This window comes from Bradyrhizobium stylosanthis, from assembly GCF_001641335.1.
Lineage (GTDB): Bacteria > Pseudomonadota > Alphaproteobacteria > Rhizobiales > Xanthobacteraceae > Bradyrhizobium > Bradyrhizobium stylosanthis.
On sequence record NZ_LVEM01000003.1, the window covers coordinates 356,350 to 379,801 of the forward strand.

21 protein-coding genes are annotated in these 23,452 nt (G+C 66.1%); 12 read left to right on the forward strand and 9 right to left on the reverse strand.

The features are described 5' to 3' along the window. The first annotated feature begins 130 nt into the window (after positions 1-130). The 4 genes from A7X65_RS21435 (at position 131) to A7X65_RS21450 (ending at position 4,836) form a co-directional block, all read left to right on the forward strand. Positions 131-1,702: an ABC transporter ATP-binding protein gene (locus A7X65_RS21435; RefSeq protein WP_063688394.1), complete on the forward strand. Its 1,572-nt coding sequence runs from the start codon at positions 131-133 to the stop codon at positions 1,700-1,702. Beyond that, complete coding sequence (locus A7X65_RS21440; RefSeq protein ID WP_063688395.1) at positions 1,686-2,777, forward strand: ABC transporter permease; 1,092 nt, start codon at positions 1,686-1,688, stop codon at positions 2,775-2,777. The genes A7X65_RS21435 and A7X65_RS21440 overlap by 17 nt, the downstream gene beginning before the upstream one ends. Further along, positions 2,764-3,681 (forward strand): ABC transporter permease, encoded by a 918-nt coding sequence (locus A7X65_RS21445; protein ID WP_063688396.1) that lies wholly within the window; start codon positions 2,764-2,766, stop codon positions 3,679-3,681. Before A7X65_RS21440 ends, A7X65_RS21445 begins: the two co-directional genes overlap by 14 nt. A gap of 78 nt (positions 3,682-3,759) precedes the next feature. Next, entirely contained in the window at positions 3,760-4,836 is a 1,077-nt protein-coding gene (locus A7X65_RS21450) for a BMP family ABC transporter substrate-binding protein (RefSeq protein WP_063690672.1), read from the forward strand. A gap of 110 nt (positions 4,837-4,946) precedes the next feature. Here A7X65_RS21450 and A7X65_RS21455 read toward each other — a convergent pair whose 3' ends face one another. Continuing rightward, positions 4,947-6,296, reverse strand: a complete 1,350-nt coding sequence (locus A7X65_RS21455) for an 8-oxoguanine deaminase (protein WP_063688397.1) — start codon at positions 6,294-6,296, stop codon at positions 4,947-4,949. 150 nt (positions 6,297-6,446) lie between these two features. Here A7X65_RS21455 and A7X65_RS21460 point away from each other — a divergent pair, with 150 nt between their 5' ends. The 3 genes from A7X65_RS21460 to A7X65_RS21470 are packed head-to-tail and all read left to right on the forward strand — an operon-like array spanning position 6,447 to position 11,414. Then, positions 6,447-7,271 carry an FAD binding domain-containing protein gene (locus A7X65_RS21460; protein WP_063688398.1) on the forward strand — a complete coding sequence of 275 codons (825 nt, stop codon included), beginning with the start codon at positions 6,447-6,449 and terminating at the stop codon, positions 7,269-7,271. Then, on the forward strand, positions 7,268-9,991 hold the full coding sequence (locus A7X65_RS21465) for a molybdopterin-dependent oxidoreductase (RefSeq protein ID WP_063688399.1): 2,724 nt from the start codon (positions 7,268-7,270) through the stop codon (positions 9,989-9,991). Before A7X65_RS21460 ends, A7X65_RS21465 begins: the two co-directional genes overlap by 4 nt. 25 nt (positions 9,992-10,016) lie before the next feature. After that, positions 10,017-11,414: a nucleobase:cation symporter-2 family protein gene (locus tag A7X65_RS21470; RefSeq protein ID WP_063688400.1), complete on the forward strand. Its 1,398-nt coding sequence runs from the start codon at positions 10,017-10,019 to the stop codon at positions 11,412-11,414. Here A7X65_RS21470 and uraD read toward each other — a convergent pair. From uraD to A7X65_RS21490, 4 genes are all read right to left on the reverse strand, one after another. Next, positions 11,411-12,298, reverse strand: a complete 888-nt coding sequence (gene uraD, locus A7X65_RS21475) for a 2-oxo-4-hydroxy-4-carboxy-5-ureidoimidazoline decarboxylase (RefSeq protein WP_063688401.1) — start codon at positions 12,296-12,298, stop codon at positions 11,411-11,413. The genes A7X65_RS21470 and uraD overlap by 4 nt on opposite strands. Positions 12,299-12,305: 7 nt before the next feature. After that, positions 12,306-13,241: an allantoinase PuuE gene (gene puuE, locus A7X65_RS21480; RefSeq protein ID WP_063688402.1), complete on the reverse strand. Its 936-nt coding sequence runs from the start codon at positions 13,239-13,241 to the stop codon at positions 12,306-12,308. After that, positions 13,242-13,655, reverse strand: a complete 414-nt coding sequence (locus A7X65_RS21485; RefSeq protein ID WP_036045261.1) for a DUF3830 family protein — start codon at positions 13,653-13,655, stop codon at positions 13,242-13,244. Positions 13,656-13,743: 88 nt separating this feature from the next. Beyond that, the gene (locus tag A7X65_RS21490; RefSeq protein ID WP_063688403.1) at positions 13,744-14,028 is read right to left on the reverse strand and encodes a hypothetical protein; all 285 of its coding nucleotides are present in this window, start codon (positions 14,026-14,028) and stop codon (positions 13,744-13,746) included. Between the two features lie 30 nt (positions 14,029-14,058). Here A7X65_RS21490 and A7X65_RS43190 point away from each other — a divergent pair, with 30 nt between their 5' ends. Then, positions 14,059-14,469, forward strand: a complete 411-nt coding sequence (locus A7X65_RS43190) for a hypothetical protein (RefSeq protein ID WP_245323741.1) — start codon at positions 14,059-14,061, stop codon at positions 14,467-14,469. Between the two features lie 1,083 nt (positions 14,470-15,552). On the opposite strand, the gene A7X65_RS21500 is transcribed toward A7X65_RS43190, so the two are convergent. Continuing rightward, positions 15,553-15,945 (reverse strand): hypothetical protein, encoded by a 393-nt coding sequence (locus A7X65_RS21500; protein WP_082885018.1) that lies wholly within the window; start codon positions 15,943-15,945, stop codon positions 15,553-15,555. Between the two features lie 290 nt (positions 15,946-16,235). Between A7X65_RS21500 and A7X65_RS21505 the strand changes: the two genes are divergently transcribed. Then, positions 16,236-16,493 (forward strand): DUF2798 domain-containing protein, encoded by a 258-nt coding sequence (locus A7X65_RS21505; protein WP_063688405.1) that lies wholly within the window; start codon positions 16,236-16,238, stop codon positions 16,491-16,493. 48 nt (positions 16,494-16,541) lie between these two features. On the opposite strand, the gene A7X65_RS21510 is transcribed toward A7X65_RS21505, so the two are convergent. The 3 genes from A7X65_RS21510 to A7X65_RS21520 form a co-directional block, all read right to left on the reverse strand. Beyond that, positions 16,542-18,326 (reverse strand): chloride channel protein, encoded by a 1,785-nt coding sequence (locus A7X65_RS21510; protein ID WP_063688406.1) that lies wholly within the window; start codon positions 18,324-18,326, stop codon positions 16,542-16,544. An 11-nt stretch (positions 18,327-18,337) separates the two neighbouring features. Beyond that, positions 18,338-18,991 carry an L-fuculose-phosphate aldolase gene (locus A7X65_RS21515; RefSeq protein WP_208608622.1) on the reverse strand — a complete coding sequence of 218 codons (654 nt, stop codon included), beginning with the start codon at positions 18,989-18,991 and terminating at the stop codon, positions 18,338-18,340. Between the two features lie 151 nt (positions 18,992-19,142). Next, positions 19,143-19,769 (reverse strand): MarC family protein, encoded by a 627-nt coding sequence (locus A7X65_RS21520; protein WP_063688407.1) that lies wholly within the window; start codon positions 19,767-19,769, stop codon positions 19,143-19,145. Positions 19,770-19,934: 165 nt separating this feature from the next. Here A7X65_RS21520 and A7X65_RS21525 point away from each other — a divergent pair, with 165 nt between their 5' ends. From A7X65_RS21525 to lon, 3 genes are all read left to right on the forward strand, one after another. Further along, positions 19,935-20,501: a YciE/YciF ferroxidase family protein gene (locus tag A7X65_RS21525; protein WP_063688409.1), complete on the forward strand. Its 567-nt coding sequence runs from the start codon at positions 19,935-19,937 to the stop codon at positions 20,499-20,501. Positions 20,502-20,654: 153 nt separating this feature from the next. Then, positions 20,655-21,038, forward strand: a complete 384-nt coding sequence (locus tag A7X65_RS21530) for an Hsp20/alpha crystallin family protein (protein ID WP_063688411.1) — start codon at positions 20,655-20,657, stop codon at positions 21,036-21,038. Positions 21,039-21,046: 8 nt separating this feature from the next. Continuing rightward, positions 21,047-23,452, forward strand: a complete 2,406-nt coding sequence (lon, locus tag A7X65_RS21535; protein WP_063688412.1) for an endopeptidase La — start codon at positions 21,047-21,049, stop codon at positions 23,450-23,452.

Sequence of the window (23,452 nt, forward strand, 5' to 3'; positions counted from 1 at the left end):
AGGAGATACTTGCCGACAACCGGCCGCCTGCCGAAGCGTTGAGCAAGGGATGACGCTTTTTCCCACCTTACGCGGCGGTTCAAACTAGCCCACTATTGAGGCACTTCACCCCACGCAAGCGCACCAGCGAATGTTAGATCCGACGTCTAATGGCCTGCATTCCGGCGAGCCCCCGCTGCTCCAGACGCTCGGGCTCACCAAGCGCTACGGGGATTTCCTCGCCAACGATGCCATCGATATCGACGTCTGGCCCAGGCAGATTCACGCGCTACTCGGCGAGAATGGCGCCGGCAAGTCGACGCTGGTCAAGGCGATCTACGGGCTGATCCAGCCCAGCGCGGGCGAGATCCGCTGGCAGGGCGAACGAATCGTGCTGTCGGGCCCGTCCGAGGCACGCCGCCGCGGTATCGGCATGGTGTTCCAGCATTTCTCGCTGTTCGACAACCTCACCGTCGCCGAGAACGTCGCCCTCGGTCTCGATGGGACAGAATCCTTCAAGGACATGTCGGCGCGGCTGGAGCAGGTATCGAAGACCTACGGTCTGCCGCTCGATCCCCGGCGCGAGGTCTGGCAATTGTCGGTCGGCGAGCGCCAGCGCATCGAGATCGTCCGCGCCCTGATGCAGGACCCGAAATTCCTGATCCTGGACGAGCCCACCGCGGTGCTGACGCCGCAGGAGGCCGACCAGCTCTTCATCGTGCTGGAGCGCCTCAAGGCCGAAGACCGTGCCATCCTCTACATCAGCCACAAGCTCGAGGAGGTGAAGCGCCTCTGCGATACCGCAACGATCCTGCGCGGCGGCAGGAAGGTCGAGACCTGCAATCCCAGGCTCGAGACCGCGGCTTCGCTTGCCCGCATGATGGTCGGCGGCGAGATCAAGGAAGTGAAGGCGCCTGCCGGCCGTAAGACCACGGTGCCACGGCTGGTCGTCAACGACCTCTCGCTCCCCCCTGGCGAGGCGCATGGCGTGCGCCTCGAGCACATCTCGTTCGAGCTGAAGGGCGGCGAAATCCTCGGTATCGCTGGCGTCGCCGGCAACGGCCAGGACGAGCTGTTCGCCGCGCTCTCCGGCGAGCGCTTGTCGAAGGACCCCGGCACCGTGGTGATCGAAGGCATCGCCGCCGGCCACCTTTCGATTACGCAGCGGCGCAAGCTCGGCGCCGCCTTCGTGCCGGAGGAGCGGCTCGGCCACGGCACCGCGCCGCGCATGAAGCTGTCGGAGAACGCGCTCCTCACCGGACATGCCGCGAGCGGCATGGTCCATCACGGTTTTATCGATACCGCGGCAACGCTGAAGACGGTGGACCGCGCAACCGAAACGTTTGACGTTCGCAAGGCCAAGCGCGATCCGGAAGCAGCATCGCTCTCAGGCGGCAATTTGCAAAAATTCATCGTCGGACGCGAGATCCTGCGCAATCCGGCGGTGCTGGTGGTGAGCCAGCCGACCTGGGGCGTCGATGCCGGTGCGGCCGCCGTGATCCGCCAGGCGCTGCTTGACCTCGCAACCGCCGGCGCGGCCGTGCTGGTGACCAGCCAGGATCTCGACGAGCTCGCCGAGATCGCCGACCGCATCGCCGTGATGTTCCATGGCCGGCTCTCCGCGCCGCTCGCGACAAGCGACGCGACCCGCGAAAAGCTCGGCCTGCTCATGGGCGGCAGCAGCCTCGAGCCGAGGGAGGCCGCGCATGCAGTTGGTGCTTGAGAAGCGCGCCGAGCGCTCCGGCACGATCGCGCTGATCTCGCCGCTGATCGCGATCGGCCTGACGATCGTCACCATGGTCATCCTGTTCGCGATCCTCGGCAAGAATCCGCTGCTTGCGCTGCACGCCTATTTCATCGCGCCCTTGACCGACAGCTATTCGCTGCAGGAGATCGCGGTGAAGGCGACGCCGCTGGTGATGATCGCGATCGGCTTGTCGCTGTGCTATCTCGCCAACGCCTGGAACATCGGCGCCGAGGGCCAGTTCCTGATCGGCGCCGTCGCCGGAAGCTGGATCGCAGTGAAGACGCAAGGCACCGACGCGGGCGTCTGGGTGCTGCCTGCGATGCTCGTGCTCGCAGCCGCCGCGGGCGCGCTCTATGCGCTGATCCCGGCGATCTGCAAAGTGAAGTTCGGTGCCAGCGAGATCCTGACCAGCCTGATGCTGGTCTATGTCGCCGATCTCTTTCTCGATTATCTCGTGCGCGGCCCCTGGCGCGATCCTCAGGGCTTCAACTTCCCGACCACGGCCGAGTTCGATCCCGTCGCGACGGTGCCGCTGCTGATCGAGGGCGGCCGGCTGCACCTCGGATCGATCATCGCCCTGTTCGTCGTCGCTGCAGCGGCCATCCTGCTCGGGCGCACCATCAAGGGTTTCGAGATCCGCGTGGTCGGTGCCGCGCCGCGCGCCGCGCGGTTCGGCGGCTTCAATGCCAACCAGTTGATCATCCTGACCTTCGCCGTATCAGGCGCGCTGGCGGGCCTTGCCGGCATCATCGAGGTCGCGGGACCCGTCGGGCATCTCCAGCCCGGCATCTCGCCCGGCTACGGCTTTACCGCGATCATCGTCGCCTTCCTCGGCCGGCTGAACCCGCTTGGAATACTAATTGCAGGCCTTTTTCTCGCACTGACCTTTATCGGCGGCGAGCAGGCGCAGATCGCGATGAAGATCCCGTTGGATGTCACCAAGGTCTTTCAGGGCATTCTGCTGTTCTACGTGCTCGCCTGCGACTCCCTCATTCTCTACCGCTTCAAGCTGGTGTTCCCGAACCGACAGGTGGCCAGTGGAACTCATTGAAGCCATCATCCTTGCGGTGCTCGCGGCGTCGACGCCGCTGCTGATCGCGGCAACCGGCGAGCTCGTGACCGAGCGCTCCGGCGTGCTCAATCTCGGCGTCGAGGGCATGATGATCGTCGGCGCGGCCTGCGGCTTTGCCGGCGCTTGGTTCACCGGCTCGGTTTTCATCGGCGCGCTGTTCGGCATCGTCGCGGGCATGCTGATGTCGCTGGTGTTTGCGCTGATGGCGCTCGGGCTGGCCGTCAACCAGGTCGCAACAGGTCTCGCACTGACCATTCTCGGCATCGGTCTCTCGGGCCTGATCGGCGCCGGCTTCGTCGGCGAGCGCATCACGCCCGCGGTACATCTTTACATTCCCGGCCTGACCGACATTCCGCTGATCGGCCGCGTGCTGTTTGGCGAGGACGGCTTCGTCTATTTCTCGATCGCGCTGATCGTCGGCGTCTGGTGGTTCCTGTACCGCACGCGAGCAGGATTGATCCTGCGCGCCTGCGGCGACAACCACGTCTCCGCGCATGCGCTCGGCTATCCCGTGCTCCGCATCCGCACCTTCGCCGTGATGTTCGGCGGCGCCTGCGCTGGACTTGCCGGCGCCTATCTGCCGCTCGCCTACACGCCCTTTTTCATTCCTGGGATGACCGCAGGCCGCGGCTGGATCGCGCTGGCTCTGGTGGTGTTCGCGTCCTGGCGGCCGGGCCGTCTCGTGGTCGGCGCTTATCTCTTCGGCGCGGTGACGATCCTGCAACTGCATGCGCAAGGATGGGGCGTCGGCATTCCCTCGCAATTCATGTCGGCGCTGCCTTATCTCGCGACGGTCATCGTGCTGGTTCTGCTGTCCCGCGCGCGCACTGGCGGTTCGACCGCGCCGGCCGCGCTCGGCACCGTGTTCGTGCCTGACCGCTAAATTTTCGTTTCCGCGGCATGCGCGATGGGGCGCGCAGGTTGCGGATCGTGGCTTTCCCCTGATGTTTGGAGATTGATGATGAGGAAATCACTTCGTGCGCTGGCTGCCGGGCTGTTGCTTGCCGGGAGCGTCAGTGCAGCCTCCGCCGCCGACAAGTTGAAGGTCGGCTTCATCTATTTGGGTCCGATCGGAGACCTCGGCTGGACCTACCAGCACGATCTCGGCCGCCAGGCGCTCGTCAAGGAGCTCGGCGACAAGATCGAGACCACCTATCTCGAGAACGTGCCCGAGGGCCCCGACGCCGAGCGCGCCATCGAGCAGCTCGTCCGCGCCGGCAACAAGCTGATCTTCACCACGTCGTTCGGCTACATGGACCCGACGCTGAAGGTCGCCAAGAAGTATCCGAATGTGCATTTCGAGCACGCGACCGGCTACAAGCGCGACAAGAACATGTCGACCTATTCGGCCAAATGGTATCAGGGCCGCTACATCCAGGGCCTGATCGCGGCCAAGATGTCGAAGTCGGGCGTGCTCGGCTATATCGGCTCGTTCCCGATTCCCGAAGTCGTCTCCGGCATCAACGCGACGATCCTCGCGGCCCAGACCATCAACCCGAACATCAAGGTCAAGATCATCTGGGCCAACACCTGGTTCGATCCGGGCAAGGAAGCCGACGCCGCCAAGGCGCTGATCGACCAGGGCGCCGACGTGATCATGCAGCACACGGACTCGCCAGCTGCCATGCAGATCGCCAGCGAGCGCGGCAAGCTCGCCTTCGGCCAGGATTCCGAGATGATCAAGTTCGGGCCCAAGACCCAGCTGACCTCGATCCTCGATACCTGGGGCCCCTACTATATCGAACGCGTCAAGGCCGAGCTCGCCGGCACCTGGAAGTCCGAGGACACCTGGGGCGGCCTCGACAGCCACATGTTCGCGATGGCGCCCTACACCAACATGCCTGACGACGTGAAGAAGATCGCCGAGGATGCCCAGGCCGCGATCACCGCGGGCAAGCTGCACCCGTTCAAGTGCCCGGTCATTGGGCAGGACGGCAAGGAGGTCGAGTGCAAGGGCGGCGCCAATCTCGCTGACGGCCAGATTCTCGGGATGAATTTCTACGTCAAGGGCATCGACGACAAGCTGCCGGGCAAGTAGCACGCTTCTTGCATTGCCTAAAACACCTGCTCCTCCCGGAGGAGGTTCGGAGGGGGTGGCCAGAAGCACCCGGCACTTGTGGTCGCCCCCTCCTTCAATTTTCGGCTTGATCAGCCCGTCTGCATGGCCCGCGCCGCCGAACTGTGGCGGCGGATGAGGTCGGCGACATCCAGGCCGGGGATCGCCCCGTCGATCACCGCCCATTTTCCCGCCACCATGACCCGGTCGGCCCGGTGCGCCCCGCACAGCACCAGAGCTGCCAGGGGATCGCCATGGCCGGAGAAGCGCAGCTCGTCGAGCTTGAACAGCGCGAGGTCCGCCGCCTTGCCGACCGCGATCTCGCCGAGCTCGGGACGGCCGACGCAGGCCGCCGAGCCCCTGGTGGCCCAGCGCAGCGCATCCTTGTGGCTGACCTTGGTCACGCCATAGCGCGCCCGTTGCAGCAGGAAGGCCGCGCGCACCTCCTGCATCAGGTTCGATCCGTCGTTCGAGGCGGAGCCATCCACGCCGATGCCGATGCCGACGCCCGCCTCCTCCATCTCGCACACCGGGCAGCAGCCGGAGGCCAGCAACTGGTTGCTGCACGCACAATGGCTGACGGTCGTCCCGGCCTTCCCGAGCCGCTTCATCTCGTCCGGATTGAAGAAGATTCCGTGAGCGAGCCAGGTCCGCGCATTGAGCCAGCCGCATTGCTCGAGATAATCGAGCGGACGGCAGCCATACATCTGTTCGCAGAATCTGTTCTCATCCTCGGTCTCGGCCAGATGGGTGTGCAGGCGCACGTCGAGCCTGCCGGCGAGATCGGCAGTGGCGCGCATCAGCGACGTCGTCACCGAGAATGGCGAGCACGGCGCCAGCGCGATCTGCACCATCGCGTCCGCGCCGCGCTGGTGATGTTTTGCGACCACGCGCGCGCTGTCGGCGAGGATGGTATCCTCGTCCTGGACGACGCTGTCGGGCGGCAGGCCGCCGTCACACTGTGACAGGTTCATCGAGCCGCGCGTGAGCAGCACGCGCATGCCGAGCCGCTGTGCGACGCCGACCTCGATATCGACGGACTCCTCGAGGCCCGCCGGGAAGACATAGTGATGATCCGTCGTGGTGGTGCAGCCCGAGAGCAGCAGCTCGGACATCGCCACGGTGACGCCGAGCTCCAGCCGCTCGGGCGTCAGCTTCGCCCACACCGGGTAGAGCGCCTGGAGCCAGGGAAACAGCTCGCGGTCCATCGCCGCCGGCAGCGCCCGTGTCAGGGTCTGGTAAAAATGATGATGAGTGTTGATCAGCCCCGGCAGCACGACATGCTCGCTCGCATCGAACACGGCGACATCGGCCGTCGCGGGCTTGCCGCCGGCCGGTACGAGCTCGACGATCCGGCCGTCCTTCACCACAAGGCCGTGATCAGCACCGTCGGCGAGGATGGCCAGGGGGTCCCGGATCCAGATCGGCTTTGGCTCGCTCATGATCCCGATTCTCCTTGAATTCGGTGACAGGCATTCAATGCGGCCAAGTGCCCGAACGCCATCTCGCACCGACTTGTTTGTTGCGACTTGGCTCCGGTCTTGCAAGACTCTATCGCACGATTCACCGGGCGGAAGCTTTCTGGCGCAGCCATGGATTTGAATACCATCACGACAGTCGCGCATCCGCAAACGCGCGCTGAGCTGCCCACCTGGACGCCAGGCGATGCTTGGCTTGCAGGCGGCACCTGGCTGTTCTCGGAGCCGCAAGCGCACCTGAAGCGGCTGATCGACCTCACCGATCTGAAATGGCCGGCGCTAACGACCGGCGAGAGCCATCTCAGTATTGCCGCCACCTGCACCGTCGCGCAGCTCGATGGACTCGCCTGCCCTTCCGACTGGCTCGCAGCGCCCCTGATCGGCCAGTGCTGCCGCGCGTTCCTTGCGTCCTTCAAGATCTGGAAGACCGCGACGGTCGGCGGCAATCTTTGCATGTCGCTGCCGGCGGGACCGATGATCTCCCTCACCGCGGCGCTCGACGGTGTCTGCACCATCTGGAAGGCTGATGGCGGCGAGCAGCGGATTGCGGTCGCCGACTTCGTGACCGGCAACCAGCGCAACCGCATGACGCCGGGCGACCTGCTGCGCCAGATCGATATCCCGATCGCCGCGCTGAAGCGCCGCACGGCGTTTCGCCAGATCTCGCTCGCACCGGTCGGCCGCTCGGCAGCGCTCCTGATCGGCAGCTTCGACGCCGACGGCACGCTCGCGCTGACGGTCACCGCTTCGACGGTGCGGCCGATCCGGCTGTCGTTTCCCAAGCCGCCCGACGCGGGCTCGCTTCGCGATGCGATCATGCAGCAGATCACGGATGACCTGTACCACACCGACATCCACGGCAAGCCGCTCTGGCGCAAGCACATGACGCTGCGGCTCGCCGAGGAGATCCGCGGCGAGCTCCTGGGGACGACATCATGAGCTTCGAGGTCAATGGGACGACGTTCGCGGAAGAGCCGCGCGCCGGTCAATGCCTGCGCACCTTCCTGCGCGAGCTCGGCCATTTCGGCGTGAAGAAGGGCTGCGACGCCGGCGATTGCGGCGCCTGCACCGTGCTGCTCGACGGCGAGCCGGTGCATAGCTGCCTGATCCCGGCGTTCCGGGCCGAAGGCCGAGCGGTGACCACGATCGAAGGTCTCGGCGGCGAGGCCGGCGCGCATCCGATGCAGCAGGCCTTCCTCGATGCGCAGGGCTTTCAATGCGGCTTCTGCACCGCCGGCATGATCCTGACCTGCGCGTCGCTGAACCAGGCGCAGCGCACCGACCTCGGCACGGCACTGAAGGGCAATATCTGCCGCTGCACAGGCTATCGCGCGATCGAGGACGCGCTGCTCGGCAAGACCAATGTCGAGACGAGCGTCGAGGCCGGCGCCGCCTTCGGCCGCAGCCTGCCGGCGCCCGCGGGCCCCGACGTGGTGCGCGGCGCGGCGCGCTACACCTTCGACACCGCGATCGAGGGCCTGCTGCACATCAAGCTGCTGCGTTCGCCCCACGCCCATGCGCGGATCGTCGCCATCGACGCCTCTGCGGCTCTCGACGTTCCCGGCGTGCACGCGGTACTGACGCATGAGGATGCGCCGTCCGTCCTGATCTCGACCGCGCGCCACGAGAAGGACTGGATGGATCCCGAGGACACCCGCGTCCTCGACGACGTCGTCCGCTTCATCGGGCAGCGGGTTGCCGCGGTCGTGGCCGAGAGCGAAGCCGCCGCCGAGGAGGCGTGCCGCCGGATCAAGGTGAATTACGAGATCCTGCCCGCGCTGATCGATCCGGAGCAGGCGATGACGCCGGGGGCGCCGGTCCTCCATCCCGACCGCACTCCTGCGAACCGCATCGCCGATCCCCAGCGCAACCTGGCGGCGGAGACGCATGGCGAGTACGGCGACGTCGCGTCGGCGCTCGCGACGTCTGCCGTCACCTATGAAGCCACCTTCCACAGTCACCGCGTGCAGCATGCGGCGCTGGAGACCCATGGCGGCCTCGCCTGGCACGACGAAGCGGGCGTGCTCAACGTCCGCACCTCGACGCAGGTGCCGTTCCTGACCCGGCGGGCGCTGTCGGACATCTTCCAGCTTCCCCTCGACAAGGTCCGCGTGTTCTGCGAGCGCGTCGGCGGCGGGTTTGGCGGCAAGCAGGAAATGTTCGTCGAGGACATCCTGGCGCTCGCCGCGCTCAGGACCGGACGGCCGGTGAAGCTGGAGCTGACACGCGAGGAGCAGTTCATCGCGACCTCGACGCGGCATCCGATGCGGGTCCACATCAAGGCCGGCGCCGGCGCCGACGGCAAGCTCACCGCGCTCCAGCTCGACGTGCTCTCCAACACCGGCGCCTACGGCAATCACGCCGGTCCCGTGATGTTCCACTCGCTGTCGGAGTCCATCGCCGTCTACAATTGCCCGAACAAGCGGGTCGACGGCTACGCCGTCTACACCAACACGGTGCCGGCGGGCGCATTTCGCGGCTACGGCTTGCCACAGACGCAGATCGCGATCGAGGCCGCGATCGACGAGCTGGCGCGGCAGCTCGGCATCAGCCCCTACGAGATGCGCCGGCGCAACATCATCAGGCAGGGCGATCCCATGCTGTCGCCGCCGCCGTCCGAGTTTCACGACGTGCTCTATGGCTCCTATGGGCTCGACCAGTGCCTCGATCTCGTCGAGCGCGCGATGCAGGCGGACGGCCCGCAAGCAGAGCTGTCGCGGGAATGGCTGATCGGCGACGGCGTCGCGCTGACCATGATCGACACCGTGCCGCCGGCCGGGCACATCGCGGATGCCACGATCACGCTCAATGACACCGGTGGTTTCGACCTCACGGTCGGCACCGCCGAGTTCGGCAACGGCACCAGCACCGTCCACCGCCAGATCGCGGCGACGACGCTCGCGACCACCGTCGATCGCATCCGTCTGCGCCAGTCCGACACCGCCCATGGCGGTCACGACACCGGCGCCTATGGCAGCGCCGGCACGTTCGTCGCCGGCAAGGCGACGCATGCCGCCGCCCTGCAGCTCGCGACCGAATTGAAGGCGGCTGCTGCGGACGCGTGGCTTTGCGACGTGGAGACTTGCGTGCTTGACGACGACGCGGTCGTCAGCGGCGTGCGGCGCATGCCTTTTGCGGAACTAGCGAAGCTCGCCCGCGAGCGCGGCCGGCCGTTCGCAGGCAGCGGCAATTCCGGCGGCACGCCGCGCTCGGTCGGTTTCAACGTGCAGGGTTTTCGTGTCGCCGTGAACAAGGCGACCGGCGAGCTCAGGATTCTCAGGAGCGTGCAGGCGGCGGATGCCGGCGTCGTCGCCAACCCCATGCAGTGCCGCGGCCAGGTCGAGGGCGGCGTGGCGCAGGCGCTGGGTGCTGCGCTCTACGAGGAGATGGTGATCGACGCGGAGGGGCGCGTCACCAATCCGAAGTTCCGCGACTATCATTTGCCCTCCTTCGCCGACGTGCCGCGCACCGAGGTGTTGTTCGCGCAGACGTCGGACACGATCGGGCCGCTCGGCGCCAAGTCGATGAGCGAGAGTCCGTACAATCCCGTTGCCGCGGCGCTCGGCAACGCGATCGCGGACGCCACCGGCATCCGCTTCACCGCGCCGCCGTTCAAGCCGGACCGGCTGTTTCCGGCACTGCACGACAAGTTCGGATAGGTCGATCATTCAGGGGGGATCATTCATGACCAGCGAAGTGCATCCCGTCGACGAGGTCCTGCCGCTCCCGCGCCTGCTGGCGCTCGGGCTCCAGCACGTGCTGGTGATGTATGCCGGCGCGGTTGCGGTGCCCCTGATCATCGGCCGCGCGCTGAAGCTGCCGCCGGAGGACGTCGCCTTCCTGATCAGCGCCGATCTGTTTGCCTGCGGGATTGCGACGCTGGTGCAATGCCTCGGCTTTCCCGGCGTCGGCATCCGCCTGCCCGTGATGATGGGCGTGACCTTTGCCTCGGTCGGTCCGATGCTGTCGATGGCGGCCGCGCCCGATATCGGCCTGCTTGGCATCTACGGCTCGGTGATTGCGGCCGGTCTGTTCGGCATCGTCGCCGCGCCGTTCGTCAGCCGGCTGTTGCCGCTGTTTCCGCCCGTCGTCACCGGCAGCATCATCCTCATCATCGGCATCTCGCTGATGCGTGTCGGGATCAACTGGGCCGGCGGCGGCCTGCCGACGCTGACGAAGGTCGTCGACGGCGTTCCCGGCAGCTTTCCCAATCCGGCCTACGGGCAGCTGCAGGGCCTCGGCATCTCGCTGTTCGTGCTGCTTTTCATCCTCGGCCTGATCAAGTGGGGCACGGGCTTTGTCGCCAATGTCGCCGTGCTGCTCGGCATCATCGCCGGCGCCGTGCTCGCGAGCGCGCTCGGCGTGATGCATTTCGACAAGGTCGCGGCGGCCTCCTGGGGCGCGCTCGTGATCCCGTTCCGCTTCGGCATGCCGCAATTCCATCTGGTGCCTGTCATCACCATGTGCGTCGTCATGATCGTGGTGATGATCGAGTCGCTCGGCATGTTCCTCGCGCTCGGCGACATCACCGGCAAGGCCGTGGACCGCGAAGCCCTGAGCCGCGGCCTGCGCGCCGACGGTGTCGGCACGCTGCTTGGCGGCATCTTCAACACGTTCCCCTACACCTCGTTCTCGCAGAATGTCGGCCTCGTCTCGGTCACCGGCGTGCGCTCGCGCTGGGTGACGATCACGGGCGGCTGCATCATGCTCGTGCTCGGCCTGCTGCCGAAGCTCGCCGCGCTGGTCGAGGCGGTGCCGCTGGTCGTGCTCGGCGGCGCGGGTCTCGTGATGTTCGGCATGGTCGCAGCGACCGGCGCACGCATCCTCACCTCGGTCGATTTCCGTACCAACCGCTACAATCTCTTCATCGTCGCGATCTCGATCGGCTTCGGTCTGATCCCGCTCGCCGCGCCCGGCTTCTTCCGCAATCTGCCGCACGACCTCCAGCCGCTGCTGGAATCGGGCATCCTGCTCTGCGCCATCGTCTCGGTGCTGCTCAATGCCTTCTTCAACGGATTGAGCGGCGGCGCTGCGGCGGAGACCGATGCAGCCTCAGCGGCAGCGTCGGCGCAGCATGTTTAGCTGCCGCGATAGGTCGAATAGCTCCACGGCGTGACCAGCAGCGGCACGTGATAATGGCCCTCCGGCTCGCTGATCGCGAAGCGCAGCGGGATCTCGTCGAGGAACGGCGGGTCCGACAGCGGCACGTTGCGCTCGGCGTAATACTTGCCGACGGTGAATCTGAGCTCGTAGCGGCCGATCGGCAGCGGCCGGCCGCCGATCAGCGGCAGATCGGTGCGGCCGTCGTCGTTGGTGACGGCGCGCGCGATCACGCGGCTCTCGCCGAGATTTGCGAGCTCGACGAGCTCGACCGGGATACCCGCCGCAGGCTTGCCGGCATGGTTGTCCAGCACATGCGTCGAGAGCCGGCCGTGCACTTTCAGCCTGTCGTCGGCGACGACGAGCTGGTCGAGCCGCAGCGCCGAGATACGGCCGATCTCCTCGATCGCGCGCCGCGTCTCGGTCTTGGCGATGTTGCGCAGCCGCGTCTCGAAGTCGCGAAGCACGGAATCCTTGGTGTGACGGCGCACGCAGACGATATAGGGGAAGCCAAATTTTTCGCGATAGGCGTTGTTGACGCGCTCGAACGCGGCGTATTCGGCCTCCGACAGCCGGTCGAGGCCGGCGCTGTTCTGCTCATTGGTCGATTCCGCCGTCAGACCCGCGGCGCGCTGGGTCTTGTTGGCGAGATCGGGATGGGCGCGGATCAGCGCCAGCTGCACGTCGGGCTCGGCAGCCTGGATCGCAGCAATCAGCGCGGCGTGCAACTGATTGACGCCCGCGAACGGCCGCTGCCCGGCGAGCTTCTCCGCGATCCACGGCGAATATTCGACGACGTTGGCGAGCGCGGCGACGAAATCGGCCTTGCTTGCAGCATTGAGATCGGCGAGCGGGATTTGCGACATCACACCATCATCCGATCTCGAACGCATCTGCCGCGAGATGAGCATGCTTGGCGTGCCAGTGCTGCGCGATCTGCAACCGCGTCGGCACCCAGACGCGCTCATGCTTGCCGATGTAGTCGAGGAAGCGGATCAGCCCCGCGGCGCGGCCGGGACGGCCGGCGAGGCGGCAATGCAGCCCTACCGACATCATCTTCGGCGCGGTCTCGCCCTCCGCATAGAGCACGTCGAAGGCGTCCTTCAGATAGGTGAAGAACTGCTCGCCTTCGGCAAACCCCTGCGGGTTGATGAACCGCATGTCGTTGGCATCGAGCGTATAGGGAATGATGAGCTGCTTGCCCTTGGCGCCCTTGACCCAATAGGGCAGGTCGTCGGCATAGGAGTCGCAGAGATAGAGGAAGCCGCCCTCCTCCATCAGCAGACGGTTGGTGTTGATCGAGGAGCGACCGGTGTACCAGCCGAGCGGCCGCGATCCGGTCGCCTCGGTGTGAACGCGGATAGATTCGGCAATCTCGGCGCGCTCCTGCGCCTCGGTCATGTCCTTGTGCTCGATCCATTTCAGGCTGTGGCTGGCGATATCCCAGCCCGCCTCCTTCATGGCCGCGACGATTTCCGGGTTGCGCTTGAGCGCAGTCGCGACGCCGAACACGGTGGTCGGCCACTTCCGCTCGCTGAACATCCGCCACAGCCGCCAGAAGCCGGCGCGCGAGCCATATTCGAACATGGATTCGATGTTGGCGTGACGCTGGCCGGGCCAGGGCTGCGCGCCGAGCACGTCCGACAGGAACGCTTCCGAGGCGCGGTCGCCGTGCAGGATGTTGTTCTCGCCGCCCTCCTCGAAATTGACGACGAACTGCACCGCGACCCGCGCATTATCAGGCCATTGCGGGTGCGGCGGGTTGCGGCCGTAACCACGGAGATCGCGCGGGTAGCGGATATCGGTCACTCAGACTTCCTCGAAGCGGATCGGCAGCGCGCCCTTCCACAGCACGCTCTTGCCCAGCGTGGCCAGGTTTTCCAGGCCCGAGGTCAGCGTGATGAAGTGATTGCCGGCGAGCTGGCCCATCTTGCTGGCGAAGTGGACGCCGCCATAGGCGAGCAGGATCTCGGTCTCGCTGATGCCGCCGGGATAGAGGATGATCTGGCCCGGCGCGGGATAGCTGGTGTGGTTCTCGTAGCCGACGCCGAAGTCGAGATCGCCGAGCGGCATCCACACGCCCTCGCCGCTCCAGCGCACATGAATGATGTGGCTTTCGAACGGCAGCGCCTTGCGGAACGCGGCGACGGTCTTGGGCGCGGCTTGCTCCTCGAAACGGGCATCGAAGGTGAAATCGCCGGCGCGGATAACGAGTTTGCTCATCTCATCTCTCTGGATCGGGGGCCAAGGCCCCGCGGGGAACTCTCAGCAAAGAGCACTCCATAAGGCTTCGCGCAAGGGCGAAGCCGCATCACCGGCGGTCGTAGGACCAACCGAAAATGCCGCTCCGCCGCACCTCGGGCTCCGGCTCGGTGGCGGCGGCCGGTGGCGGCGCCTCCTTCAGTTCCGCCTGCGGCGGCGGTGCGGGCGGTGCCGGCAGGTTCTCGCATTTCATGGAATAGACCAGCTTGCCGTCCGCAGTCCGCCCGATCGGCGCGCAGGGGTCCGGATGCGCCGCTGAACTCTTTGGCGAAGGCTTGACCTGCGCCGCCGCCGGCGCGGCAATCAGAAGCAGGACCAGCAGATATTTCGACATCGTTGTCGCCTGGAAAGCCAATTTGTCCCATTGAACCGGATTGCGCAGGCCAAGTCCACCGCGCGTCCGGGTGTGACTGCCGAATATTTAGCCGGGACCAGAAAATTTGCTCGCTCCAACGTGAAGGCCGCACCGCTGACATTCCAAAGGACGCATCGCCATGTGACCCGCGACGACGACGATATTTTTCACAGCCGGTGCGTCGTCACGGGAGAAACAACGATGCAAAAGACTTTCGTCCTTGTCGGCGCCATGCTGATTGCCGCCGCCACCGTCCAGACCGCCGCAGCAAGCGACCGTCACCACGCCCGCAAGGCGCAACCCGTTCCCATCACTCAATCGGTCCGCGACTCCAACGCCGCCATCTGGCCGTCGCAACCGACCGCGCCCGACTGGTCGCGCTACGCCAACGGCGCGATGTCGGCGCCGGCGGGTCGGTGATTGCCGGAAGCACAGAGCGGTCGAAGCGCAACCGCCTCCACGTCGTCATTGGGAGGAGCCTTGCGGCGAAGCAATCCAGAAATCTTTCTGCGGAGGGATTCTGGATTACTTCGCTGCGCTTGCAATGACGGAGTGTATGGCCTGCAGTTCTCCGACACGCACTCGTAGGATGGGTAGAGCGAAGCGAAACCCATCACGCATCCGCTTCGCCGTAGCATGATGGGTTTCGCTTCGCTCTACCCATCCTACGAACTCGCGGACACACCTCCGCAGCCTCGCGGCGCAATTCGCCCGAGCTTTGCCTGGTCATTCCACCCTCTCGATCCAAGAGGGCGCAGGGAAGGCCGGGTGCCGACTGGCACCCACGGTCCGCTGCGCGAAAGGTAGCGCAAAAGAACCGCACAGCAGCATACAGGTGTAGCCAATCACTCGGCCTTCCCTGCGCGATGGTCGGACGGCTTATGCCGTGCTCTCCCGGGAGCCGAATTCCTTCTGGCCTCCCTCACCCCAGCGAAACTCACCGGCGCCGCGCCGGTTGACGCGATCGCCGCATTCGCAAGAGCTTGGCCGTAGCAACGACGGCCAGGACCACACGGTTTTGCCGTACGCGCGGTCCGCCATGTTCGCCGCAGTTTTTCCAGCCCTGTCGACAAAGCCGGAAACCTACAGACGAGACGAGCCTGTCAGCGCCGTTCGTCCGCGCGATGCCCTGGGGGTTCACGGAGAGCAATCCGCCCTGCCCCGGTCATTCGCGCCGACGCTGCCGCGTCCACCGCAAGCCCGGCTCGCGACAATGACGATCACATGATCGCCCCTCAAGGATGAGCCGGGATGGGCGATACGTACGCCATTTCCGAATTTCGGTAAAGCGGAATATTTTCGCACGAATGGATTGACAGCGGCGCGACACAGCCCGGTCCCGTAGCCCGGATGAACGCAGCGACATCCGGGGTTCTTGCGACTGAGGCCCCGGGTATCGCTGCGCTCACCCGGGCTACGCACGAACGCAAGCACGACAAAGGGCGGCGCGAGGCGCCGCCCTTTTTGAAGCAAGATCGAAACCGGCCGCGGTACGCGCCGATATCAGTAGCCCGGGTCGTAGTAATAGGGATTGCCGCCGTAATAGCCCTGGCCGCCGTAGTAACCGGGGCCACCATAGTAGCGCCGGCCGTAGTAATAGTTGTTCTCGTAGTAGTCGCGGCGGCGCTGCTCGGCGATCACTCCGCCGATGATGCCGGCTGCCGCGCCCATGAAGGCGAGACCTGCGGCGTTCGACCCGCGCCGATAGTAGCGGCGACGGGCTGCGCTGAAATCAGTGACGTCGGAGGAGCCCTGCCCTGCGTTTACTGGCGCGGCCTGTGCCGGCCGGGGCGCTGCCGCGGCCGATGGCGACACCGAATTTGCGAGCAGCGCCAGGCCTGCGCATGCGGCCAGGACGGTGCTGCGGCCGGCTGCGGAAATCATGAATCTGCTCATCTTGATCTTCCTCTGCTTTCGGAAAAACACATCTATGCAAACCGTTGATAACGCGCAAACCACTGAAATGGTTTCATGATCGCGGCAATCTGCCACGCTTTGAACGATTGTAAACCGAACGACCCGATCCAGCTTGCGCCACTCAACCTGAGCGGATAATGAACAGCCGCGCCGTTTTCCGGTCGCCGTAAGCGTTCACGTGAACCAACGCATCAACCGACGCCGTCGGGATCGATGCCGATTTTGGGGTTCACCGTGCCTGACGCGTCCTATTCTCCAAGAGAAATCAGATGATTGCGGTTCGCAAACTGCCGGCGCGCTATGCGCCGATCGTAATGCCATTCGTGCTGTCCATCCTCATGACGGCCGTGGTGTCGGTCATTTCGACGCTCCGGAGCCTCGGCGCAACGCCAGCGTTCCTCGCGACATGGCCGGGTGCCTGGGGGCTGTCATGGCTCGTCGCCTTCCCGACGCTGCTGCTGGTGCTGCCGCTGGTCCGCCGGATCGTGGCCTGCCTCGTTGCGGCTCCGTCTCAACCAGGCCGCTAGACAACGCGGACGGCGCTGCGCATGCACGCCGTCCCGCCTCAACGTTGCCTACAGCGCCCCCAGCACGCCGCGCGTCGCCTTGTCGATCTCCTCGACATAGCGGCGGCGGGCAAAGGTCTCGGTGAGGAAGCCGACCACCTTGCGGCTGTCGGTGGAATCGACCACCGCCAGCATCTCCGCTTCCGCCTCGTCGAACACCGCCATCGCGCTCTTCACGTTCATTTCCGGGATCAGCACGATGTCGATCAGACGGGCGAGCTCGATCACCTGGATGTCGTCGGCGATGGTGTCGAGGTCGCTGGAGAACAGGTCGGGCAGCAGGACGAGGCCGATATATTCGTCGGCATTGTTGACGATGACGATGCCGGGCCGCGAGCCGAGCACGAATTCGCGGCGCACGGCGGCGATGGTCGTGGTCGACGGCACCTTGCCGACGTCGGAGCGCATCAAGCGCTCGACGGTGAGGTTGCGCAGCCAGCCGACGTCGTTGGCGCTGCGAATGGTCTCGCCGCGCAGATGCAGGCGCCAGGTCGAGAAGGAGTGGCCGAACATGAAGCGGACGCAGATCGAGGTGACGATGCAGCCGGCCAGCACCACGGCGGTGACGTCGACGTTGCGCGTCATCTCGAGCACGAGGAACGACATGGTGAGCGGACCGCCGACGATGGCGACGCCCAGCGTCGCCATGCCCGTCAGCATCGCCACCAGCGGATCGATCACGAAGTTCGGGCTGATCAAGAGCAGCACCGCGGCGAAGAATTTTCCGATCAGGCTGCCGACGAACAGCGAGGCGAAGAACAGGCCGCCGCGAAAGCCGGAGGCCAGCGAGATCAGGCACGCCGTTACCTTCAGGGCGATGATCAGCGCGATCAGCCCGATCGTCATGTCGTGGAACAGGTCCAGCACCATGGCGCCGTGGCCGGCCGCCAGCACCTGCGGTGTCGCAATCGCAAAGCTGCCGACGATAAGGCCGCCGATCACCGGGCGCAGCCAGACCGGAAGCCATTTGAACAGTCGTTCGAACATCGACGACGATCGCATCACCGCGATGCCGACACCGCTGGTGACGAGCGCAAGCCCGATCAGCGCCAGATATTGCTCGACGCCGACGGCGCTGACCTTGGGGATCTCCAGCGAATAAGGTGCGCCGCCGAGCCATTGCGCGGTCAGCGCTCCCGCCAGCGAGGCCGCGAGGATCGGCGCGGCGCTGCCGACCGAATAGACGCCGACGATCAGTTCGCAGGCATAGAAGGCGCCGGTGATCGGCGCACCGAACGCGGCCGCGATCGCGGCGGCCGCGCCGCAGCCGACCATCAGACGCAAATCGTTGCGGCGCAGATTGAAGAACTTGCCAAGCAGCGAGGCGATCCCCGAGCCGATCTGGGTGTAGCCGGCCTCGAGCCCGACCGAGGCGCCGCAGCCGTTGGAGATCAGCGTCTGGCTCGAGACCACCACGCTGTCGCGCATCGACAGATTGCCGCCGCGCAGGGCGTTGGCCTCGATCGGGTCGACGGCGTTCGAGATCTTCATCCGCCGCCGCGACCATTCCATGATGCCGAGCGCGAGGCCGCCAAGCGCGGGCGCCGTCAGTGCCGCCCAGGCGGTGACGCGCGCATTGGCCGAGAGGCGGACGTCGACGGGAATGCCGTAGATCACGACATGCGCGATCTGCGCGATCTCGGCCATCAGCGTCACGATGGCGCCGGCCAGCGTGCCGATCACCAGCGCCAGCGGGATCAGGTAGAACTCGTTGCTGCGCAGGAGCGCGCGCAGGCGAACCATGAAACGGTTCGATCCCTTGCGATCGACGAGACGTCTGAGCCGCACGAACACCTCTGGCCGCCCTACCCTTCCGACAGGCCGTAGCCTGCCATGCGCTGGCGGACCCGCTCGATCTCCTCGCTGGAGAGCAGCGGCGGCTTCCCGATCTGGAGGCAGCCGTGATATTGCCGCGCCAGCGTCTCGACCTCGACGGCGAGCCACATCGCCTTGTCCAGCGTCTTGCCGATCGCGATCATGCCGTGATGGTCGAGCAGGCAGGCGAGCCGGCCCTCGAGTGCCCGCACCGCATGGTCGGAGAGTTCCTCCGTTCCGAAGGTGGCATAGGGTGCGCAGCGGATGCTGTCGCCGCCGGCGGCCGCGATCATGTAGTGCACGGGCGGGATCTCCATGCCCATGATCGCCAGGATGGTGCAGTAGGTCGGATGGGCGTGGACGACGGCGCTGACGTCGGGCCGCGACTTCAGGATGTCGCGATGGAAGCGCCACTCGCTGGACGGCTTCTGGCTCGGGGCATGCTTGCCGTCCATCGTCATGAACACGATCTGGTCCGGCGTCATGGCCTCATAGGGCACGCTGGTCGGCGTGACCAGCAGACCGTCCGCGTGGCGGACGCTGATATTTCCCGATGTGCCCTGGTTGATGCCGAGCGCGTTCATGCGGCGGCAGGCGTCGATGATGGCCTGTCTCTTGGCGCGCTCGTCCGCTGTCATCGACATCCCGCCTTGCTGATGCTGCTGAAAGGGGAAGTACGTCAAAGCAACGTGGCTGCGCAAGCGAAAGCGACCGGCCTGTCCGGGATCTGGACGGCGCCCGCGCCATCCGGCGAAATAGATCGAAAAATCAACGGATTAACAGATTGTCGCAGGCCTATGTCAGGCTCGCGCGGACGGCGGCGACGCCATTGATCACGAACTGCACCGAATAGGCCGCGAGCAGCATGCCGAGCACCCGCGAGAGCACGGCATTTCCGGTGCGCCCGAGCGTGCGGGCGATCAGGTGAGCCGAGATGAAGCAGAGCATGCAGAGCAGGCACACCGCGAGCACGATCGCGATGATGACCACGAGCTTCATCCCATAGCCGGCATCGCCCGAGAGCAGCAGCGTGGTCGCGATCGCGCCGGGACCGGCCATCATGGGAATGGCCAGAGGAAACACCGCGACGTCGGACGCATGCTCGGAAGACGCCTTGTCGGCCTCGCGCGCCTCGCGATGCGGACGGTCGCCGAAGATCATCTGGTAGGAGACGCCGAACAGCAGCAGCCCGCCGGCGATCTGGAACGCGGGGATGCCGATCCCGAGCTGACGCAGCAGCCAGTTTCCGACCAGCGCGATCACCACCAGGATCGAAGCCGCGATCAGCGGCGCGCGCACCGCGATGGTCCGCTTGACCTTGTCGGGCATGCCTGACGTCGCGGCAAGAAACGCCGGCGCGAGGCCGACGGGATCGACCACCAGCAGCAGCGTCACGAAGGCGGACAGGGCGATGTCGAGCATCGGAAGGCGTCCCCAGGCAGGCTTGTCTCGGAAGAGCTTGGCTCAGGCGGCAAGCCATAGCGGCTCACGGCACGCTCCGCGAGGAACATTTGCGCATCCCGAATCTTGATCGCTCGAGGATTGAGGGAGGCGATGCCTTCCCGTGTCACCTCGAGAGGAGGACCCATGGCTAAACGAGCAAAGAAACGCACAACCAAAAAGACGGCGGCGCGCCGGCCGCGCCAGGCGCCGAAGATGCTCAGCGACCTGTTCCTGGAGACGCTGAAGGACATCTATTTCGCCGAGAACAAGATCATCAAGACCCTGCCCAAGATGGCCAAGGCCGCGCAATCCAGGGATCTCGCGGCTGCCTTCAACAAGCATCTGCGCGAGACCCAGGGCCAGGTCAGACGCCTCGACCAGATCTTCAGGATGCTGGGCAAGCCCGCACGCGGCAAGCCTTGCGAGGCCATCAACGGCATCACGGACGAGGGCGCCGAGATCATGAAGGAGTTCAAGGGAGCCCCCGCCCTCGACGCCGGGCTGCTCGCGGCCGCCCAGGCGGTCGAGCATTACGAGATCTCCCGCTACGGCACGCTGCGCACCTGGGCCGAGGAGCTCGGCATGCACGACGCGGCACGGCTGCTCCAGGAGACGCTGGACGAGGAAGAGGCGACCGACCACACGCTGACCGAGCTCGCCATCTCCGTCATCAACCTCGAAGCGGAAGACGAGTATCGCGCCGCCGCCTGATGGCACCCCGTGCGCTCATGATGGAACGCCGCGGCCCAGGCCGCGGCGTTTGCTTGTTGGATCGCACGATCCGCATGGCACGTCAGCGTCGCTGCACTGGATTTCCCGGGAACCAGCCCCATATGGTGACTTTCCCACCGCCGAGTCCGCATCATGCAACCCAAAAATCCCCTCGACTGGATGCTGTCCGAAGCCCTGGACTCGCTGACCCGCGCCGAACGGCTGCGGCAGCAGTTCGGCCGCCAGGACGCCTGCTGGGAGCCGCCGATCGACGTACTCGAGACCGAGCATGAGCTCCTGATCCTGGTCGCGCTTCCCGGCGTCAATCCGGATAACGTCGAGACGGTGATCCATGACGGCGTGCTCGTGATCTCCGGCCAGCGCACCCTTCCGCCGGAGCTTCGCAACGCCCGCATCCACCGGCTCGAACTGCCGCAGGGGCGCTTCGAGCGCCGGATTGCACTGCCCCTTGGCCGCTACGCGATCAGCCGCTTCGTGATGGACGGCTGCGTCGCACTGCGCCTCGCCAAATCCTGAGGTCGATCATGGCCACCGAACAGATGAATACCGAACAGACCAATTCCCAAGACATTACTCAAAACGGTCCCGACGTGAAGATCCCCGAGGACGCACTGATCATCATTCCCGTGCGCGAGATGGTGCTGTTCCCCGGCGCCATCGCGCCGATCGCGATCGGCCGTCCGAAGTCCATCGCCGCCGCGCAGCAGGCGCTGCGCGAGCAGCGGCCGGTCGGCATCGTCCTGCAGCGCAGCCCCGAGATCGAGGAGCCCGGCCCGGACGACCTCTACCGGGTCGCGACCATCGCCAACATCGTGCGCTACATCACCGCGCCCGACGGCACGCATCACATCGTCTGCCAGGGCGTGCAGCGCGCGCGCATCCTCGACTTCCTGCCGGGGACGCCGTTCCCGGCCGCGCGCATCCAGCAGATTCCCGAGCCCGCCACGAACTCGCCCGAGATCGAGGCGCGCGCGCTGAACCTGCAGCGCCAGGCGATCGAGGCGATCGAGCTGCTGCCGCAGGCGCCGCCCGAGCTGGTCGCGATGTTCCAGAGCACCACCGCGCCCGGCGCGCTGGCGGACCTGGCGACGTCGTTCATGGACATCAAGCCGCAGGACAAGCAGGAGGTCCTGGAGACCATCGACCTCGCCTTGCGCGTCGAGAAGGTGTCGAAGCACCTGGCCGAGCGGCTGGAGGTGCTGCGCATCTCCAATGAAATCGGCCAGAAGACCCGCGCCACCTTCGACGAGCGGCAGCGCGAGGCGATCCTGCGCGAGCAGATGGCGACCATCCAGCGCCAGCTGGGCGAAGGCGACGGCAAGGCGGCCGAGGTCACCGAGCTGACGGCTGCGATCGCCAAGGCCAACATGCCGCCGGAAGCGGAGGCGCACGCCAAGAAGGAGCTGCGCCGCTACGAGCGCATGCCGGAGGCTGCAGGCGAAGCCGGCATGGTCCGCACCTATCTGGACTGGCTGATCGAGCTGCCTTGGGCGCTGCCCGAGGAGAAGCCGATCGACATCAAGGAGGCGCGCCGCATCCTCGACGCCGACCATTTCGGCCTGGAAAAGATCAAGAGCCGGATCATCGAATACCTGGCGGTGCGCAAGCTGGCGCCGCAGGGCAAGGCGCCGATCCTGTGCTTCGTCGGCCCGCCCGGCGTCGGCAAGACCTCGCTCGGCCAGTCCATCGCCCGCGCGATGGATCGCCCGTTCGTGCGCGTCAGCCTCGGCGGCGTGCATGACGAGGCCGAGATCCGCGGTCACCGGCGCACCTATATCGGCGCGCTGCCCGGCAACATCATCCAGGGCATCAAGAAGGCGGGCGCACGCAACTGCGTCATGATGCTGGACGAGATCGACAAGATGGGCCGTGGCGTGCAGGGCGATCCCTCTGCCGCGATGCTGGAGGTGCTCGATCCCGAGCAGAACGGGACGTTCCGGGACAATTACCTGGGCGTGCCCTTCGACCTGTCGCGCGTGGTGTTCATCGCGACCGCCAACATGCTGGACCAGATCCCGGGTCCGCTGCTGGACCGCATGGAGCTGATCAGCCTCGCCGGTTACACCGAAGAGGAGAAGCTGGAGATCGCGAAGCGCTATCTGGTGCGGCGGCAGCTGGAGGCCAACGGCCTGACGGCCGAGCAGGCCGAGATCGAGCCGGAGGCGCTGAGGCTGGTGGTCAAGGGCTACACCCGCGAGGCCGGCGTGCGTAACCTCGAGCGCGAGATCGGCAAGGTGTTCCGCCATGCCGCGGTGCAGGTCGCCGAAGGCACGGCTGCGAAGGTGGTGGTGACGACCAAGGACATCGCCACCGTGCTCGGTCAGCCGCGCTTCGAGGGCGAGATCGCGCAGCGCACCAGCATTCCGGGCGTGGCCACCGGCCTTGCCTGGACGCCGGTGGGCGGCGACATCCTGTTCATCGAGGCTTCGCGCGTGCCCGGCCGCGGCGGCATGATCCTGACCGGCCAGCTCGGCGAGGTCATGCGCGAGAGCGTGCAGGCCGCGCTGACGCTGGTGAAGAGCAAGGCGCCGCAGCTCGGCATCGATCCCTCGGTGTTCGAGAAGAGCGACATCCACGTTCACGTCCCCGCGGGCGCAACCCCGAAGGACGGACCGAGCGCGGGCGTTGCGATGTTCACGGCGCTGACGTCGCTGCTCACCAATCGCACGGTGCGGAGCGACACGGCGATGACCGGCGAGATCTCGCTGCGCGGGCTGGTGCTGCCGGTCGGCGGCATCAAGGAGAAGGTGGTGGCTGCGGCCGCCGCCGGCCTGAAGCGGGTGATGCTGCCGGCGCGCAACAAGCGGGACTATGACGACATCCCGCAGAGCGCGCGGGACAATCTGGAGTTCATCTGGCTGGAGCGCGTCGACGAGGCCATCGCCGCAGCGCTCGAGCCGGCCGGAGCCAAGGTCGAAGCGGCGGAGTGA

What these genes read in the sequence shown, in the direction of transcription:
- A7X65_RS21435 (WP_063688394.1), top strand. Translation starts at nt 131, where the DNA reads ATGTTAGATCCGACGTCTAATGGCCTGCATTCCGGCGAGCCCCCGCTG.
- A7X65_RS21440 (WP_063688395.1), top strand. Translation starts at nt 1,686, where the DNA reads ATGCAGTTGGTGCTTGAGAAGCGCGCCGAGCGCTCCGGCACGATCGCG.
- A7X65_RS21450 (WP_063690672.1), top strand. Translation starts at nt 3,760, where the DNA reads ATGAGGAAATCACTTCGTGCGCTGGCTGCCGGGCTGTTGCTTGCCGGG.
- A7X65_RS21455 (WP_063688397.1), bottom strand. Translation starts at nt 6,296, where the DNA reads ATGAGCGAGCCAAAGCCGATCTGGATCCGGGACCCCCTGGCCATCCTC.
- A7X65_RS21460 (WP_063688398.1), top strand. Translation starts at nt 6,447, where the DNA reads ATGGATTTGAATACCATCACGACAGTCGCGCATCCGCAAACGCGCGCT.
- A7X65_RS21465 (WP_063688399.1), top strand. Translation starts at nt 7,268, where the DNA reads ATGAGCTTCGAGGTCAATGGGACGACGTTCGCGGAAGAGCCGCGCGCC.
- A7X65_RS21470 (WP_063688400.1), top strand. Translation starts at nt 10,017, where the DNA reads ATGACCAGCGAAGTGCATCCCGTCGACGAGGTCCTGCCGCTCCCGCGC.
- uraD (WP_063688401.1), bottom strand. Translation starts at nt 12,298, where the DNA reads ATGTCGCAAATCCCGCTCGCCGATCTCAATGCTGCAAGCAAGGCCGAT.
- A7X65_RS21485 (WP_036045261.1), bottom strand. Translation starts at nt 13,655, where the DNA reads ATGAGCAAACTCGTTATCCGCGCCGGCGATTTCACCTTCGATGCCCGT.
- A7X65_RS21490 (WP_063688403.1), bottom strand. Translation starts at nt 14,028, where the DNA reads ATGTCGAAATATCTGCTGGTCCTGCTTCTGATTGCCGCGCCGGCGGCG.
- A7X65_RS21500 (WP_082885018.1), bottom strand. Translation starts at nt 15,945, where the DNA reads ATGAGCAGATTCATGATTTCCGCAGCCGGCCGCAGCACCGTCCTGGCC.
- A7X65_RS21505 (WP_063688405.1), top strand. Translation starts at nt 16,236, where the DNA reads ATGATTGCGGTTCGCAAACTGCCGGCGCGCTATGCGCCGATCGTAATG.
- A7X65_RS21515 (WP_208608622.1), bottom strand. Translation starts at nt 18,991, where the DNA reads ATGTCGATGACAGCGGACGAGCGCGCCAAGAGACAGGCCATCATCGAC.
- A7X65_RS21520 (WP_063688407.1), bottom strand. Translation starts at nt 19,769, where the DNA reads ATGCTCGACATCGCCCTGTCCGCCTTCGTGACGCTGCTGCTGGTGGTC.
- A7X65_RS21525 (WP_063688409.1), top strand. Translation starts at nt 19,935, where the DNA reads ATGGCTAAACGAGCAAAGAAACGCACAACCAAAAAGACGGCGGCGCGC.
- A7X65_RS21530 (WP_063688411.1), top strand. Translation starts at nt 20,655, where the DNA reads ATGCAACCCAAAAATCCCCTCGACTGGATGCTGTCCGAAGCCCTGGAC.
- lon (WP_063688412.1), top strand. Translation starts at nt 21,047, where the DNA reads ATGGCCACCGAACAGATGAATACCGAACAGACCAATTCCCAAGACATT.